This is a genomic window from Pseudocitrobacter corydidari, assembly GCF_021172065.1.
In the GTDB taxonomy this organism is placed as follows: domain Bacteria; phylum Pseudomonadota; class Gammaproteobacteria; order Enterobacterales; family Enterobacteriaceae; genus Pseudocitrobacter; species Pseudocitrobacter corydidari.
Genome location: NZ_CP087880.1, coordinates 2,812,515 through 2,828,675, shown reverse-complemented (window position 1 = coordinate 2,828,675; position 16,161 = coordinate 2,812,515). Strand labels below are relative to the sequence as shown.

At 50.6% G+C, this 16,161-nt stretch carries 19 protein-coding genes; 3 read left to right on the top strand and 16 right to left on the bottom strand.

Annotation, left to right across the window (positions count from 1 at the left end):
- Nucleotides 1–33 precede the first annotated feature (33 nt).
- The 3 genes from G163CM_RS13190 to G163CM_RS13180 form a co-directional block, all read right to left on the bottom strand.
- On the bottom strand, nucleotides 34–369 hold the full coding sequence (locus G163CM_RS13190; RefSeq protein ID WP_231825285.1) for a helix-turn-helix domain-containing protein: 336 nt from the start codon (nucleotides 367–369) through the stop codon (nucleotides 34–36).
- A 56-nt stretch (nucleotides 370–425) separates the two neighbouring features.
- Nucleotides 426–677, bottom strand: a complete 252-nt coding sequence (locus G163CM_RS13185) for a YdgH/BhsA/McbA family protein (RefSeq protein WP_231825284.1) — start codon at nucleotides 675–677, stop codon at nucleotides 426–428.
- A gap of 141 nt (nucleotides 678–818) precedes the next feature.
- Nucleotides 819–1,592: an SDR family oxidoreductase gene (locus tag G163CM_RS13180; protein ID WP_231825283.1), complete on the bottom strand. Its 774-nt coding sequence runs from the start codon at nucleotides 1,590–1,592 to the stop codon at nucleotides 819–821.
- A gap of 148 nt (nucleotides 1,593–1,740) precedes the next feature.
- Between G163CM_RS13180 and G163CM_RS13175 the strand changes: the two genes are divergently transcribed.
- Nucleotides 1,741–2,634 carry a LysR family transcriptional regulator gene (locus G163CM_RS13175; RefSeq protein ID WP_231825282.1) on the top strand — a complete coding sequence of 298 codons (894 nt, stop codon included), beginning with the start codon at nucleotides 1,741–1,743 and terminating at the stop codon, nucleotides 2,632–2,634.
- A gap of 34 nt (nucleotides 2,635–2,668) precedes the next feature.
- Here G163CM_RS13175 and G163CM_RS13170 read toward each other — a convergent pair whose 3' ends face one another.
- The 5 genes from G163CM_RS13170 to G163CM_RS13150 all read right to left on the bottom strand — a co-directional run bounded on the left by G163CM_RS13170 (nucleotide 2,669) and on the right by G163CM_RS13150 (nucleotide 6,677).
- Nucleotides 2,669–3,658: an aldo/keto reductase gene (locus G163CM_RS13170; RefSeq protein WP_231825281.1), complete on the bottom strand. Its 990-nt coding sequence runs from the start codon at nucleotides 3,656–3,658 to the stop codon at nucleotides 2,669–2,671.
- A gap of 26 nt (nucleotides 3,659–3,684) precedes the next feature.
- Nucleotides 3,685–4,536 (bottom strand): aldo/keto reductase, encoded by an 852-nt coding sequence (locus G163CM_RS13165; protein WP_231825280.1) that lies wholly within the window; start codon nucleotides 4,534–4,536, stop codon nucleotides 3,685–3,687.
- A gap of 223 nt (nucleotides 4,537–4,759) precedes the next feature.
- Nucleotides 4,760–5,161: an Imm63 family immunity protein gene (locus G163CM_RS13160; RefSeq protein WP_231825279.1), complete on the bottom strand. Its 402-nt coding sequence runs from the start codon at nucleotides 5,159–5,161 to the stop codon at nucleotides 4,760–4,762.
- Between the two features lie 145 nt (nucleotides 5,162–5,306).
- Entirely contained in the window at nucleotides 5,307–6,017 is a 711-nt protein-coding gene (locus G163CM_RS13155) for an alpha/beta fold hydrolase (protein ID WP_231825278.1), read from the bottom strand.
- Nucleotides 6,018–6,170: 153 nt separating this feature from the next.
- Entirely contained in the window at nucleotides 6,171–6,677 is a 507-nt protein-coding gene (locus tag G163CM_RS13150; RefSeq protein WP_231825277.1) for an Lrp/AsnC family transcriptional regulator, read from the bottom strand.
- Between the two features lie 84 nt (nucleotides 6,678–6,761).
- On the opposite strand from G163CM_RS13150, the gene G163CM_RS13145 reads away from it, so the two are divergent.
- Nucleotides 6,762–7,934: an MFS transporter gene (locus G163CM_RS13145; protein WP_231825276.1), complete on the top strand. Its 1,173-nt coding sequence runs from the start codon at nucleotides 6,762–6,764 to the stop codon at nucleotides 7,932–7,934.
- A 72-nt stretch (nucleotides 7,935–8,006) separates the two neighbouring features.
- Here G163CM_RS13145 and G163CM_RS13140 read toward each other — a convergent pair whose 3' ends face one another.
- The 8 genes from G163CM_RS13140 to G163CM_RS13105 form a co-directional block, all read right to left on the bottom strand.
- The gene (locus G163CM_RS13140) at nucleotides 8,007–9,071 is read right to left on the bottom strand and encodes an alpha/beta hydrolase (RefSeq protein WP_231825275.1); all 1,065 of its coding nucleotides are present in this window, start codon (nucleotides 9,069–9,071) and stop codon (nucleotides 8,007–8,009) included.
- A gap of 108 nt (nucleotides 9,072–9,179) precedes the next feature.
- The gene (locus G163CM_RS13135) at nucleotides 9,180–9,764 is read right to left on the bottom strand and encodes a flavodoxin (RefSeq protein WP_231825274.1); all 585 of its coding nucleotides are present in this window, start codon (nucleotides 9,762–9,764) and stop codon (nucleotides 9,180–9,182) included.
- A 9-nt stretch (nucleotides 9,765–9,773) separates the two neighbouring features.
- Nucleotides 9,774–10,535 (bottom strand): carboxymuconolactone decarboxylase family protein, encoded by a 762-nt coding sequence (locus G163CM_RS13130; protein WP_231825273.1) that lies wholly within the window; start codon nucleotides 10,533–10,535, stop codon nucleotides 9,774–9,776.
- Nucleotides 10,513–10,992: a (R)-mandelonitrile lyase gene (locus G163CM_RS13125; protein WP_231825272.1), complete on the bottom strand. Its 480-nt coding sequence runs from the start codon at nucleotides 10,990–10,992 to the stop codon at nucleotides 10,513–10,515. The genes G163CM_RS13130 and G163CM_RS13125 overlap by 23 nt, the downstream gene beginning before the upstream one ends.
- 104 nt (nucleotides 10,993–11,096) lie before the next feature.
- Complete coding sequence (locus G163CM_RS13120) at nucleotides 11,097–11,747, bottom strand: DUF4405 domain-containing protein (protein ID WP_231825271.1); 651 nt, start codon at nucleotides 11,745–11,747, stop codon at nucleotides 11,097–11,099.
- Between the two features lie 51 nt (nucleotides 11,748–11,798).
- Complete coding sequence (locus tag G163CM_RS13115; RefSeq protein WP_420851084.1) at nucleotides 11,799–12,455, bottom strand: flavodoxin; 657 nt, start codon at nucleotides 12,453–12,455, stop codon at nucleotides 11,799–11,801.
- Nucleotides 12,456–12,519: 64 nt separating this feature from the next.
- On the bottom strand, nucleotides 12,520–13,977 hold the full coding sequence (locus G163CM_RS13110) for a heavy metal sensor histidine kinase (RefSeq protein WP_231825270.1): 1,458 nt from the start codon (nucleotides 13,975–13,977) through the stop codon (nucleotides 12,520–12,522).
- 15 nt (nucleotides 13,978–13,992) lie between these two features.
- Nucleotides 13,993–14,673, bottom strand: a complete 681-nt coding sequence (locus G163CM_RS13105; protein ID WP_023320379.1) for a heavy metal response regulator transcription factor — start codon at nucleotides 14,671–14,673, stop codon at nucleotides 13,993–13,995.
- Nucleotides 14,674–14,935: 262 nt separating this feature from the next.
- Between G163CM_RS13105 and G163CM_RS13100 the strand changes: the two genes are divergently transcribed.
- Nucleotides 14,936–15,985: an alpha/beta hydrolase gene (locus G163CM_RS13100; protein ID WP_420851083.1), complete on the top strand. Its 1,050-nt coding sequence runs from the start codon at nucleotides 14,936–14,938 to the stop codon at nucleotides 15,983–15,985.
- Nucleotides 15,986–16,161 lie beyond the last annotated feature (176 nt).

Genomic DNA, 16,161 nt, shown 5'->3' with positions numbered 1-16,161 from the left:
TGAGGGCTGTAAATACAATTAAGAAGTATTTATTTATCTTGTCTTTTCAGCGTTCCTATATCTCAATGGTGGCAATTTATATTTTTTAGAGAAAACCCGAGTAAAAGTCTGTTGTGAATCGAATCCATATTTAAAGGCGATAACCATCACTGGCTCATTAGTCTCGATAAGATCTTTTGCTGCAAGCCTAAGTTTCGTATCTCTTATGTACTTCCCAAGGCTAACTTCTCTCACCTGCACAAAAATCCGCTGAAGATGCCACTTGGAGTATCCTGCTCGTGCGGCAACATCCTCTATCTTCAGCGGTTTATGTATGTTTGAATCAATCCATTGAATTATCTCATCGATGATGTCTTCTGTTCTGAACATAAATCGACGCTCGCTATAAGAGGGCTGAAACACATCCTGCTCAGGATGCTAATGATTTACTTATAGATTTCAGCAACCCCGTGCAGCCGGTTATTCCCCGTGGTTGACAGAATTTTGAACGACGTTGCTCCTTGCTCATCAGCCTTACGAGAGAGCGCATTCGATAAATCATCAAGCGTATAGGCATTGCTGGCTGAGACTACACCGATCTTTTCTTTCCCATCTGCATGGTTAATTTCCTGAGCGGCAGATGCGGCATTCACTGTAATAAATCCCATGACCAATGAAGTAATAAGTAGTGATTTCATATCTAATACCTTTTTTAAAATTTGTGTTTGAAACTGGGCTCGTATCAGGGGAACTATCTCCCTCTGTACATTCAAATATACAGACTTAAGCTGTCATGAGGCTGACTGCTATATGACAAAATTGTCAGGGTTGTAGATTGTTTAATTTTTTGAATACAGGTTCAGCTCTTTGATAATGCACTCAGGTTCTTCACGCAGAGACATATTGTCTATGTCCAAAACCCCATCATTTTTCTGTGGATCATCAGTCTTCAGGTCTGCAAACAGTGGGGTAAGATCCTGCTGTGCTTCGCCTCGCTCAGCCACTAGCTCGAACGTTTTATTTTTTGCCTCATCGTTGGTCAGGGCATTGACCAGAACCTGGGCGATTTGCTCCCGGGAAATCACACCATCTTCCGGTGTCCCTGCGTGGCGACGATCCCCCTGAAGCATAACAATTCTGTGTTCATCATCATTGTTGTAATCAAACCAGCCGGGCCTGACGATGGTATAGGGATGACCACTTGCCCTGACCAGACGTTCGGCACGTCTTTTCCAGTCATGAACCTCAGTACGTTGATTCCAGGTGCTTAGTCGTTCAGTCACGCCAATCGTCGTCATCAGGCTGATACGAACAGGCGTATCCTTGAAAATTCGTAAAATATTACGCACTCCGCCGTAATCGATCGCCCTGGCACCAATACGACCCTGACCATCAGAACCGAGCGTGAAGATGATGGCATCAATATCTTTCGGCAATTCGGTGAGTGTTTCCGGCATTGAAACATCGCCATAAAAAACATCAGTTCCACGAGGAAGCAATTTTACTTTGCGTTTATTTCTGACCAGTGCCACGGGCTGATGGCCCATTTCAATAGCGGTATTCACGACATGAAGACCAATACTTCCTGTCGCGCCAGCAATGAGTATTTTCATGTTAAACCTTCTGATAATTCGGACTTATTTTCGATACGGTCAGAATATCAATTATCATTATTGTCAGTAATAGGGCTAAAATGATTGTGTCTATGAATACCCTTCATGAGTGTGCGATGAAGGGAATGCCTCCATAAGGGAATCGCCGATGCTCAAAGAAAACTTCAACGAACTGCAAATCTTTCTTGTGGTAGCCAGGGAGCGAAGTTTTACCAAAGCGGCGGGCAAACTCGGTGTTTCGCAGTCCGCCCTTAGCCATGCGATGAAGGCGCTGGAGGAAAGGCTGAATATCCGCCTTCTGACCCGTACAACCCGAAGCGTAGCCCCTACAGAGGCCGGTGAGAGAATTATTGCCTGCCTTGAACCTCGCATTGCCGATCTTGAACAGGAACTGGAATCGCTGGTTCAGCTGAACGGCACTGCCTCCGGTAATATCCGTTTATCTGCCGGGGAGCATGCCGTGCGAAGTCTGGTATGGCCGAAGCTAAAACCCTTCCTCAGAGAATACCCGGAAATCAATGTTGAACTGGTCGTTGATAACGGCTTTGTCGATATTGTTGAGGGGCGTTTTGATGCCGGGATCCGTCTGGGTGAAAGCGTGGATAAAGACATGATTGCGGTAAGAATTGGGCCGGATATGAGAATGGCCGTCGTAGGAGCGCCGTCTTATTTCGCGACAAATCCTGCACCTGAAACACCGCACCAGCTACAAAACCATCGGTGTATCAATATGCGCCTGCCGACAGCCGGTGGGCTTTACCACTGGGAGTTTGAGAAGGATGGGAAACCGTTACGGGTCAGAGTGGAAGGGCAGGTCACGTTTAATCTGCAGGCAGAAAGGATTGATGCGGCGTTATCAGGTTTTGGCATTGCCTGTATACCTGAAGACAGGGTGCAGGATTATATAAAGTCAGGAGAGCTTATTCAGATTCTGCAGGACTGGTGCCCATCTTTCCCCGGATATTACCTCTACTACCCGAGCCGCAAGCAGCATCCGCCCGCTTTTGCGCTGATGATCGATGCACTTCGCTATCAGGAATAACGGGTCCGCCACTTGCAGAGGACCCGTCCGGGTATTAACGGCCTACGCGAGCCTGGTGCTCAGGAGAGTAACGTTCGCCGACGATTTTAATCGTTTCAAGCGCCTGGGTTATCTGACGTGAGTCATCCTGAGAAAGGATGATGTTGGCGGCCCCCAGGTTTTCCTCCAGCCGGTGCAGTTTCGTGGTACCAGGGATAGGAACAATCCACGGCTTTTGTGCCAGCAGCCATGCCAGCGCAATTTGTGCAGACGTCACGCCTTTCTCTGCCGCCAGTTCACCCAGCAATGAGACCAGCTTTTCATTGGCTTCAATCGCCTGCTCGGCGAAACGCGGCACGGTGCTGCGGTAATCATCCTTCCCAAAAGTGGTTCCTGGCTTAATCGATCCTGTCAGGAAACCTTTGCCTAATGGGCTGAAGGGCACAAAACCAATACCCAGTTCCTCCAGTAACGGCAGGATCTCCCGCTCTGGTTCGCGCCACCACATTGAGTATTCGCTTTGCAGGGCAGTGACCGGTTGTACGGCATGTGCACGCCGGATAGTTTGCGCACCCGCTTCGGACAGACCGAAATGTTTAACTTTGCCTTCAGCGATTAGGTCTTTCACTGTTCCCGCAACATCTTCAATTGGCACATTCGGATCGACACGGTGTTGATACAGCAAATCAATAACATCAGTCTTAAGACGACGCAGTGATCCTTCCACCGCTTCACGGATATGTTCCGGACGGCTGTTTAAAATCTGCTGCTTGTTGTCGTCGCCAAAAGTAAAACCAAACTTAGTGGCGATGACCACGCGGTCACGAAATGGTTTTAAGGCTTCACCGACAACCTCTTCATTAAGAAAGGGGCCATACACTTCAGCGGTATCGAAGAAGGTGACGCCACGTTCAACCGCTGCGCGAATGAGCTCGATAGCCTGACGAGTATCGGTCGCCGGGCCATAGCCGTGGCTTAAGCCCATGCAGCCGAGCCCAAGCGCAGAGACTTCGAGTCGGGATTTGCCCAGATAACGTTTTTGCATTGAATAAATACCTCTTTTATCGCGACTTAAACATCAAGTTTGCGGCCAGTCAGCCATTCCACCATCGCCGGGTCGCGGTGAGAGAAGAAGGCGCTGGTTGCGGTGTCGAGGGCGGCAATCTGCAGCATATCTTCAGAGCTGAGTTCAAAATCGAGAATGTTGATGTTCTCTTCCATGCGTTCTTTGCGCACCGATTTCGCCAGTGAAACGATGCCTCGCTGGAAGATCCAACGCAGCACAACCTGACCCACGCTTTTGCCGTACTTCTGGCCAATTGCTGTTAGCACGGGATGCTGGAACAGACCATTTTTACCCTCTGCAAACGGTGCCCAGGCTTCCGGCTGAATGCCACGGCTTTGATTCCATGGAACGGCATGCAGCTGCTGATTGAAGGGGTTAACTTCAATCTGGTTCACCGCAGGGGCCACGTTGTTAAAGGCGATAAGGTCGGCCAGTCGGTCAGGATGGAAGTTGCTGACACCAATGGCGCGAATTTTGCCTGCCTGTTGCAGTTCTTCCATAGCACGCCATGCTCCATGGACATCGCCATAAGGCTGGTGAATCAGGTACAGGTCAACGTAATCAAGTTGCAGTCTATTCAAGGAGCGTTCGAACTGTGCTTTAGCGCCTTCGTAATTGGTATCCTGCAGCCACAGTTTGGTCGTCACAAAGAGCTCGTTACGGGCGATACCGCTTTGTTTCAGTGCGTTCCCGACCTGGGTTTCATTCTGGTAAGAAGCTGCGGTATCGATCAGGCGGTATCCCGTATCGATGGCATCAATAACTGCTCTTTCGCATTCAGCGGCATCAGACATCTGAAACACACCAAAGCCCAACAGGGGCATTTCAATACCGTTGTTCAGTTTTACAGTTTGCATGACGTTATCCTTCAGCTGTTGTGTTGGAAAAGCATAACGCAAACTGATTTATTCGATTAGATGGGGTAATTAGCTAGGGTTTATTAGATGTGTTCATTAATTTTTAGGGAGGGCTGAAGGTCGGCTTTATGCCAGGAGCGGACGTTGGATGCTGAGTTGTGGGAGCATTGATGCTTGAATCAAACTGATGATCACGACGTTTCTGAGAAATTCTGTGACCTTTTTAAACCTGTCTGCTAAGGATTTCTGTAAATTCTCTGCGCTTCCTTGTTGCCCATTCAGGTTTGATGGAGAGCATTAAACTATATTGTTTACGAAAATAAACATACCTGAATTCCATTTCAGGTGAGCTATTCATGGCTGCATACTCTGTAGCCAGACCAGCCACACCACACTCAACAAACCAATAAAGAATCTCATCATCACTAAGGGTCACTTTACGAGCTATTTCGGCACCTCTTTCATTGACAATGAAATGATATTCTTTGCCATGAATTTCCAGGTATGGAGTCGCCATACCGTCAGGTATATCAGGGATGGTGAAGTAATAATTGGGTCTTATTCCACCTCCAATTCTTTCACCGATTTTGACAAGTTCTGCACGTAACTCTTCGATATTTTTCATGATTTATGATTTATGATTTATGAGGGTTAACCATTCGTTCCAGACCGCATTTCGCTCACAGCAGACATTCAGTTGCATTCGTTCGTTCGCTCCGTGCCAGGAGCGGACATTTAAAAAAACGCGACCAGGTGCTTAGTTCGCAGTTTCAAAGGTCTTTTTTATTGAGCCATACGTACATGAGTTGGGCCAATTCATACGGTTTCTCCAGAGGAATAAGATGCCCACAGCCGTCAATATAAACAGCACGGGTGCCGGTTAGCTTGGCCAGTTCTTCTGCCTCCTCTTTTGAACGCAGCCGGTCATGTTCAGCTGCAATGACATAGGTCGGGCATGAAACTGGTTTTAACGTTATTCGCTCACGGTTTAGCCCTGACTGGACACTGAATGCATGTGCTCCCAGCCTTTTTCCCATGTCACGGATTTTATCAATAAGGGGCGTATTATCGGCAAGATCAGCGTGAAGCGACTTTCTAATTGCCATGGTGCTCAGTCCACTGAATGCTCTGGAGGAATGAGTAACCGCAGTCGCTATGCGTGTTTTTTTCTGCTCTGGTGAATCTTCTCTGAGAGAGGTAGCAATGAGAATCATAGCCGCTGTCCGTTCCGGAAAAGCTTCATAAATAGCTCTGGCTACGTAGCCACCCAACGAAAAACCTGCCAGAACAAAACGCTCAGGTAGTTTCTGGGCTATGTTGGCGGCAATATCCTGGATTGTTGTTCCCCCATTCAGGCTCACAGGAATAAAGCGTCTACTATCGGGAAATGCAGCGATAAAATCGTCCCATAATGTTTCATCAAGCATAAATCCTGGAATGAGTACAACAGGGAGGTTCTCTAGGTTATCCGGCAAGCTCATTTCTTGACTGAGGCTCCATTGCTATGGTTTCAGAATTGATAAACATAGCCTATTGCGGAGCATGAATACATTGCCACCTCGTTGAAGTCCGCTTCTCGCTCACAGCAGACCTTTTTTAAGAGAGCAGAGTTATCCTTGGCAATAATGCATTTATCAAGCTGAATCAGGAGATGGGCCACGCTCCAGGAACGTTGAAAGCGCGATATAGCTGCGAACAGAGCGAACACCTTCAAGGCTCTGAATCTCCATCAGGAAATTCTCCAGCGATTCGGTATCGGCAGCGCGTACTTTAATAAAGACACAGCCGTCCCCGGCAACGGTGTGCAATTCTTCCACTTCCTTGCGGCTGGTGAACTGCAAAAGGGCGCGCGTCGCCTGATAGCTACTGGTATCAATGACCAAGAACGTTAACAGCGTCCTTCCCAGCTTGCAGCCGTCCAGGACCGCCACGGTACCCTTGATCACTCCATCACGCTTCAGTCGTTTTACGCGATCGTGAACTGCCGGAGCCGATAAATTCACAATCTCGCTCAATTCCGTGTAGCTGCGACTTGCGTCCTCTGCCAGGGCACTTAATATTTTTCGGTCAATGGCATCCAGTTCCGCCGGTTTATGTCTCGTCTGCCGAATACCATCTTTTTCTTTATCAAATGCGCTCATAGGGCTTCTCAATCTGAATGAAAGTATGAATATACTTAATTCTACCTAATATTATTAAGCCACAAAACGAATAATGGAGTTGCAATGCCTATCGCACTTTTCGCCCTCGCCGTGGGCGCATTTGGTATCGGCCTGACGGAATTTGTCATCGCCGGGATCCTCCCACAAATCGCCGCAGAATTTAGCGTCAGTATCCCGAAAGCGGGAATGATGGCGACGTCATACGCGCTGGGCGTATTTATTGGTGCACCGCTGTTAACGATTGTCGGCGCGAAGATCCCCCGCAAGGCCATGCTGATTGCGCTGGCGGGTATCTTTACGATCGGTAATATCATTACGGCCATAGCGCCGACAATGGAGATAGCGATTATCGGCCGTATTATCACCTCATTTAATCACGGGGCCTTTTTTGGTATCGGCTCGATTATAGCCGCATCGCTGGTGGCACCAGGACGTCAGGCAAGCGCCATTGCCTTTATGTTTTCGGGGCTGACATTAGCCAATCTGCTTGGCGTTCCGGCGGGTACCTGGCTTGCGCAAACTTTTAGCTGGCGGCTGGTATTCTGGATCATTGCCGGTATCGGAGTGCTGACGATGGCAAGCATAGCCGTGCTGGTTCCGCATATTGCGAAAGGCAAAGCGATTGCTTTACGTAACGAACTTAGAGCGTTTGTTGACCCGCAGGTGCTGTTGGTCATGGGGATCACGATTTTCGGCCCGGCCGCCTTTTTCACCTCAATTACCTACATTGCGCCAATGATGGTGCAGGAGGCCGGTTTCTCTGCAGGCGGCGTGGCGGGGTTAATGGTGCTGTTTGGTCTGGGGCTTGCCGTTGGCAACTGGATTGGTGGGCGCTTTGCTGACCGCTCTCTGTTTGGCACGCTGTTCGTCACCCTCGCGGCTCAGGGACTGGTGCTGCTGGTATTCTGGGCTGGTGTTGAAAGCCAGTGGGTTGCCGGCATCTCAGTATTCCTGATGGCGGCATTCGGCTTCGCAACAGTCTCACCGATTCAGAAACTGGTGATGGAGCGCGCCAGCCATGCGGGAGCCCCAACAATGGCGGCCTCGGTCAATATCGGCATGTTTAATCTGGGAAATGCACTGGGGGCATGGGCCGGTGGGGTAACCATTGCCGCCGGGTTTGGACTGGCCTCACCGAACTGGGCGGGCGCGATTCTGTCCTTCATTGCGTTGGGCCTCGCTGTTCTTGCGTGGCAAAGTGCGCGTAAAGATTATATTTTGCCGGTACTTGAATAAGTTACCCAAGGCGATGAGCGCCCACTATGGGTTGGGCGCTCTTTTAAACGATTTAGGTGATTTCTAAAACGGCTACTGCAGATTTTTCTCTTTCAAAAACTGACTCACCAGGTCAGCAATCTGCACATTATTGAGATCAGAGAACGGGAAGTGGGTATTCCCTTTGATTCCCACTTCAGGCAGATGCGTCACAGTGACATCCCCGCCATGCTTGTTCACCACGTCACGCCACTCACGTGCCATCGCCAGACGTACGCGCCAGCTGTCCTGCGCGGGCATGGCGACGGGCTTATCCGGTATGTTATCGCCGTAAATAATCAGAATCGGGATTTTGGTCAGTGCCATAAACTGCTCCATCGGCACTGGCTCACCCTTCAGCGTGTCAAACGCGCTTGGCATAGGGGCAGGGAGTTCTTTTTTCGGGAAGACAAAGCTGCTGCCGGGCTCAAAGGCGACAATGGCTTTGACCTTGTCGTTTTTCATCGCCGTGTACCAGCCCGGTCCGCCACCCTGAGAGTGGGTGAAGAGGATTGCTGGGCCGGAATTGTCCACGACGGCGGACATCGCATCAGAGATAACATTGATATCAAACGGCCCGGTATTCGGGGTCATTTGACGGAAATACTGATTCAACGCCTCTTTGTCGTGAGAGAACTGAACGCCTTTAAAATACTCAGGCCACACGCCAACGCGGAACTGGTTGAACCATAGCTGTTCATCCGGTTTAGGCGTAACCGTACCTTCTACCGTTGTGCGTCCGGCGCTGCCCCGGCGTGGCTGATCGACAAGATAGGTTGAGAACCCGCGACGCAGGAATATGTTCTGGAACCCTTCGCGACCATCCGGGGTGCTTTCCCAGGTGCGCGAGAACTGACCTGCGCCGTGCAGCATGACGATAGGATATTTATGCGGATTTTCCGGAATCTGGTAGAACACAGACGCATGATCGCCATGATAGGTTTGGCCAGCAGAATCCAGAGGCTTTTTCGCGTCAAACGTTCCTGGCGCGGTAATGATGGTGCCACCCGCAGAAAAGCTTCCCTGTTCCTGAATGACCAGCGGTTCGGCGTATACCGACTGAGCTACCAGACCACCCGCCATTACGCAGATGGCCAGCGTTTTTAAGATTGTCTTCAAGATTACATCCTCTGTTATGTTTTGCTGTTCAATCATATCTGAGTAGTCAGCGTTAATTATTTAGCACCCCTGATTGCCCTTATTTGGCAGACTCATGAATGCGAACGATTAACTGCGTATTGTCTCTAACCAACTTGTTACCGTTTCAGTGGTTCTTCGCTCCTGGTCGCATTCAATGACCAGCGGTTTTTCCCGACGCGCAGTTGGGGCGAGACTGGCAAGGATGTCGTCGCTGTCTCCTTTACCGTAGCCACCGTGAGTAATAAAGGGGATGAGTAATTTGCCCGCAAGGTTGTGGCTGCTGAGAAATGCTTGCACTACAGGCGGCACGCTGGTCCCCCAGATCGGAAAGCCTAAATACACGGTCTCGTAGCGTGAGATATCTGCAACGCTATTTTTTAATGCCGGTTTTACGCCTCGCTCACGCTCTTTTTTCGCCTGTTCAACGGTCTGAAAATAGTCTTCCGGATAAGGCGTAGCCGGTTCGATTTCAAACAGATCGGTATTCAGGCTGCGGTGAATGACGCCCGCAATCACCCGTGTATTTCCGCTGCGGGAAAAGTACGCCACCAGAACACGGCTTTTACCCTGCACGTTTGCGGTTCCGGTTGCAGCTGAGGGAAAAGAAACGTTCGCCAGCGTCAGCCCGGCAAGTGCGGTGATTAACATTCTGCGGTTGGGATCATGCTCCATAATCCACTCCTAATTGTTTGCGAGCGCCTGCTGCAGCGCTTTTTCAGCTCGAATTGCTGCATCATTTTCGCCATGTTCACGCAGAACCTGTGCCAGCTGGCGTAGCTGCGCTACCGTCAGGCCGACCCGCATGCTGGCTCGCGTATGCGATAACAGCTGGGATTCCACGCCTGGTGTTGCCGCTAATGCGCCAACCGTTGCCAGCTCGCGGCTTTGCCAGTCGAGGTTATCGCGGGCGAAAATGTCGCCGAAAAGGTGCGTTTGCAGGAACTGGTTAATGACCGGGGCAAAATCAAACAGCGGGCCCTGGACGGGAGCGCCTGAGATTTTCGTCTGGTTTGCGGTACCGACACGGCGAAGCTCATCCCCGACAGGGATCGGGGCAACCGGCTCTTTACCCTCAACGTCTTTGATACCACGTTGTTTACGTGCTTCGACGACCTTCATCAGTTCATTAAGCGCATTCAGGCTACGGGGGAAGCCCGTATAGGCATAAAGCTGGACGAGAATCTCTTTGGTTTCGTTTATTGTGAGCCCGGCGTCAAGACCCTGATTCAGGGCTGCATTCAGCTTATCCATCTGACTGCTGGCCATTGATGCCGCAATCAACGGGATAGCCTGTTGGCTGGCTGACAGCGTATCTGAAACCTTTTTTTCGTGGTTCATTTCTGAGGATCCTTTATTGACGGGCGCAGCATGTGCCGCGAGACCAAAACCAAAGGTCAGCAGTACCGTTGCCGCTAATGCTTTAATGGGCGTGGTATTGTTCATCTGTCACTTTCTCCATCCAGTTAACGCTTTTGCCATCCACAATCCCGGTTATCGCCAGATGCGTCATCGAGCTGCCGGGTGCCGCGCCGTGCCAGTGTTTGACCCCCGCCGGGCAAGAGACTACGTCGCCTGCGCGAATGACCTGCACCGGCTGGCCTTCTTGTTGGGTGAGCCCCACACCAGAGGTCACAACCAGCCGCTGACCTGCCGGATGCGTATGCCAGGCGGAACGGGCCCCAGGTTCAAAGGTGACATAAGCCCCGGAAACACTGATGTCGTTATCAGGCCTGAAGAGGGGATCAACCCGGACGCGACCGGTAAAGTTTTCGGCTGGCCCATATACCGCGTTCTGACTTCCTGCGGGGACGATATGGACAGCGGGATTTTGCTCCGCTGCCAAGGATGAACATGTGAAGAAAGGCAGTAACAGCCCGAGGTAACGTAAATGTCTGATCATGCAAAGCGTCCTTATCTACGATGATGGAGAGGGTCTGCAATGATTCTAATCAGGGTGACATGTCGTCAGACTGACGGCAGCCTGACAATTCTGTCAGTTAACCCCTATTGTGGTGACATCGCTTTGCATTTTCTAAATATAAAAAGCCAAAGCAGAAAGCGCGTCATTAATGCAAATAAAACAATCATGGCCAGGTTGCGGAAATAAAAAAGAAGGGCCGATTCATCGTAATCGAAAAAGGAGAAATCGACCTTTATCAGCAAATAATCGAGATAGTCCGTGCTTAGTAACTCGTATAAACCCACAAGTGCGATGAGCGAAAAAACGCCCGGCGTAATGATATTGGCAACGTGTGAGTTGCCGGAGATGTTCAGGACTCGGCAGAAAAACGTGGCCAGCATTTTCCAGTGCAAGCCGATATGCAGTGCCAGAATGAGCATTCCCCAATGGACCGAGGTCATGTGTACTTTTCTGACCCAGTTCGCCGGGTTGTGGAACGGTAGCCCCAGAAGAATATGTCGGGACAGCATAATGCCAGAGACAATCGCAGTCAGAATAACAACGAATGTCAAGGCATTAACGGCTCTGTTCACGACCCGCATTGTTAACGGAATATTCGGCGACAATGACCATAATCGATGCCGATTTAGGTATAAATGCAACATGATGAGCAGCGTAAAAATAATCCCTGCCCATTCATGTATGATTTCACCGTGCAGGTGAAACCCCATCAGCACCAGTAGAAGTAACGTCATCAGCGTATCCTGCATGACCTGGAAAATATAAATTTTCTTCATGTCGAGGAATTAACGCTGTGGCTGAACTTGTTTTACCCATTGCTCAACCTGCGCGGGGATGTCAGGGCCTGAAACATCATTGCGCGAGACAGAGAGTGCACGAGTGACTAACCTGGCCTGCGGCTGTATGCGGGCAATTTGCCGCAGAGAGTCGGCTAACCGGCTGCCGCCATGGGTGGTAAAGGGAATGACCGTTTTACCGGCAAAGTCATTTTGCTCAAAAAGGCTATATATCACCATGGGCATGGTATACCACCAGATGGGATAGCCAACGTAAATGGTGTCGTAATCGCTAAGATCGGGGAGTGGCGTTTTGAGTGATGGTCTGGCGCTAGTTTGCTGTTCCTTTTCGGCAACGCGTAACAGTGCATCATGCTGACGAGGGTAGGGGGTAGCGGTTTCAATACGAAACAGGTCACCGTCAGTCTGCTTCTGAATCAGCTGCGCAACAAACTGCGTGCTGCCGGTCTCCGGCGTATTTTTTTGCAATACGCTGGCCCCGGAAAAACCGTCCACGGCATCGGGCTTCATTTCCTCGGGCTGGGAAAAATAGATTATCAGCGTGCGGGACGGTGTGGATGAGTCCTCTGCGGCGAACGCGGGTTGCCCTAAAAACCCCATAACTATCATCGCCAGAAACCCGCTAAATACCTTTCTTATTCTCACTGTTTCCTTCCTTTAATCAGCAGTGGTGAGTCTTAGCAGTGATTCTGGCGCAGATAGCCTGACATCAGACTGACGGCTCTCTGACAATTTTGTCAGCAGGCATAGAGGGAAGAGGCTCTGACATGGGGTCCTTTGTGCGGATAGGATCAGGCTGTTTAGCAAACGTCAGCCCAAAGGTATTGATACCGTTCTCGCTCCGGGCAAAGACATCTCCCCTGTGCATAATGGCGACGGCACGTACGATCGACAGGCCCAGCCCATGGTGGGTATCACTTCTCGCCCGTGAGGTGTCAACGCGATAGAACCGCTCGAAAAGCCGGTGTAAGTGTTCTGGTGCTATTGGTTCGCCCGGATTTGACACTTCAACACAGGCGTGATGACCTTTTTCGCTTAACCGCACCGTAACCGTGCTATTGGACGGCGAATGCCTTGCGCTGTTTTCCAGTAAATTAGCCAGTGAACGGTGGAACAGCCGCCGATCGATGTGGGCGGTGACGTCTCCTTCCACATCCAGAGAAAGCTGTTTTTCAGCAAAAGAAGGTTCCACATACTCCGCTGTTTTCAGGGTTTCTTCTCGCAAGGACACCTGGGTCAACTGGGACGCATGTTCACCCGCGTGGGCATGGGACAGGAACAGCATATCGTTAACGATAGACGTCATGCGTTCAAGTTCTTCCAGATTGGAACCCAATAATTCTTCCAGTTCATCATGCGAACGTCGGCGTGAGAGTCCCAGTTGCGTCTGGCCGATAAGGTTTGTCAGCGGGGTACGGAGTTCATGAGCAACATCGGCGTTAAAGCTGTCGAGCTGACGCCAGGCGATTTCCTGACGTTCTAACACACCATTAAATGATGACGCTAGTTGCTGCAGTTCTTCGGGCAAAGCGCGGGTGTTCAGGCGCTGGCCATGGTCTCCCGGTGCAAGATGCTCGGCCTCTTTACTGAGTGCTTGAACGGGACGAAGACCGATCCTTGATACGATGTATCCCAGCAAGGCGACAATCACGACGCCCAGTGCGGCTATGATGATCAGCGTCCTGGTGAAGGCGTTCAGTGTGCCCATGTACGGCGTGGAGTCGATGGCAACAATATAACGCAGCTCAGGCCTTTCTCCGTTGGCGGGAATTGTTTTCACTAGCAGAAAAAGTGAGCATGCGCCTTCCGATGCGCCGGGTACTTTATTAAAGCCTTCCTGTAAAGAAGACCACTGAACGCCCACCGGCGGTATCCCCCCCATGCTAAAGCGTGGGTTATCGCTTACTATCCAGTAGCGAACGCGCTCGCCTTCAGAATTGGTTAATAAGGTGAATTTATTGGCCAGCGTCGACCAGCCGTCAGCCGAGGTTCGGGCGGTGATCCACGGACTCATTAATGATTCTCGGAACAGCAGTTCGTTGTGCATCTGCTTTTGCAAAGAGTCATGCAAGGAGCTTCTGAGCAGGATGCCGATAACGGACACAATCAGCAGCGCGGATAAGGCAAACATCAGCGCCAGGTGAACGGAGATGGAACGCTCAGGCATGTTTATCCCCTTCATTTATTCGGACCGTACTTCGAGGACATAACCCATGCCACGAACGGTATGCAGCAGTTTGACATCGAACGGCGCATCCACTTTGGCTCGCAGGCGTTTAATGGCCACTTCAACCACGTTGGCATCGCTATCGAAATTCATGTCCCATATCTGCTCCGCAATCATCATTTTTGACAGAATCTCCCCCTGATGCCGGGCCAGAAGGCTCAGCAGGGAAAACTCTTTCGCAGTCAGTTCCAGTCGCGTTCCGGCGCGAAATACCCGGCGAGCCAGCAGGTCGAGATGCAGATCGTGAATCTGCAACTGAGTGATGTCTGCGCCATCCGTAGCGCGGCGACGCACCAGTGCCTGAATACGCGCCACCAGCTCAATAAGCGAGAAGGGCTTGGGGAGGTAATCATCCGCGCCAAGGCGAAGCCCTTTAACGCGTTCATCGACCGAGCCGCGAGCCGAAAGCATTAGCACCGGCGTCTGTTTGGCTGCTCGCACACCCTCGAGCACCCGGTAGCCATCCATCCCCGGCAGCATCACATCCAGTATTATCGCGTCGTAGTCGAACTCCAGCGCGTAATGAAGACCTTCAGCTCCGTCTGCAGAGACATCTACCGTAAATCCGGACTCACTCAACGCACGGTTGAGATAGGTTGACGTTTTTTCTTCATCTTCGACTAACAACAGGCGCATAACGGGACTTCCTCTTAACATTTCAACGGTACTTCAATGCCTGAACAACCCTGTTACTGAGACCATTGTGCCTTCTGATTGCCAACATAAAGCTGACGGTTACCTGACAGCGTTGTCAGAAATGCTTCCCCATCCCAGTCTGTTTCCTGACAAAAATGTTATTTCCCTGTCACGATGCTGACAGCCCTCTCCACCTAACCTGAGTCTGCAAATTTGATTCCGCGAGCCTGAATAATCAGGCCGACACTCATCGGGAGAGACCATGAAATTCACGCTTATCAGTGCAATGCTACTCACGGCAATGGCCGGGGTGACCTCAGTCAATGCGGCTGATTACAAACAAAATCCTTTCACACTGGCCTATGACGGTGCCATCACCGAGAACGTCAAAGGCAAGGTCAACATTCATTCGGTAAAATACGATCTGCATGGCATTCAGATTGCCGCAAATGTCTATACCCCTGCTAACTACGATCCCGCCAAAAAATACCCTGCGGTGGTGGTTGCACATCCCAATGGCGGCGTAAAAGAACAGGTCGCCGGGTTGTATGCCCAGCGTCTCGCCGAACAGGGCTACATCACTATCACCGCCGATGCGGCTTATCAGGGCGCTAGCGGCGGAATGCCACGCAGCGTGGATAAACCTGCTAATCGCATCGAAGATATCCACGGGATGGCTGACTACATCAGCCAGTATCCTGGTGTTGATACCGCCCGCCTCGGGCTGCTTGGCATTTGCGGTGGTGGCGGTTATTCACTGGTTGCTGCCGAAACAGACAAACGGTTCAAATCGATTGCAACCATCAGCATGTTTAATTCAGGACTTGTGCGCCGCAACGGTTTTCAGAATTCACAGCTGGATAGTATCCAGCAGCGTCTTCAGCAGGCTTCTGACGCTCGTGCTCAGGAAGCAGCCGGAGGCGAAGTGCTTTACTCCGGCGATGCCAACCTGACTGATGAACAGATTGCTAAGTTACCTTTTGCCTTATATCGCCAGGGCTACGAGTACTACTGGAAAACCCACGCACACCCGAACTCCACGTTTAAATACACCACCAGCAGTCTTCTGGATTTGATGAGCTTTGACGTAACGGACCATATCATTCTCATCAATAAACCACTGCTGATGATTGCCGGTACAAAAGCCGATACGCTCTATATGACTGAAGATGCGTTCGCTAAAGCGACCGGTACGAAGGACAAAGAACTCTTCCTGATCGATGGTGCTACCCACATTGAGACGTATTGGGTGCCTAAATACGTTGACCAGGCGATGCAAAAGTTAGACGTCTTCTTCGATAAGAATATTTAGTTAGCCTCCGATGACACCCCAGCCGTGTAGGCTGGGGTGTGCCTATCTGTTGTAGCCAGTTTCCGCTGTGTTTCACATTGCATATTCACGCGATATATTCAGATTAACGAAGTTGCGGTTAAAGATAATTACGCAGCTTGAATAGGCGCTATGAGCTAAATTCATAAACGTGGCGG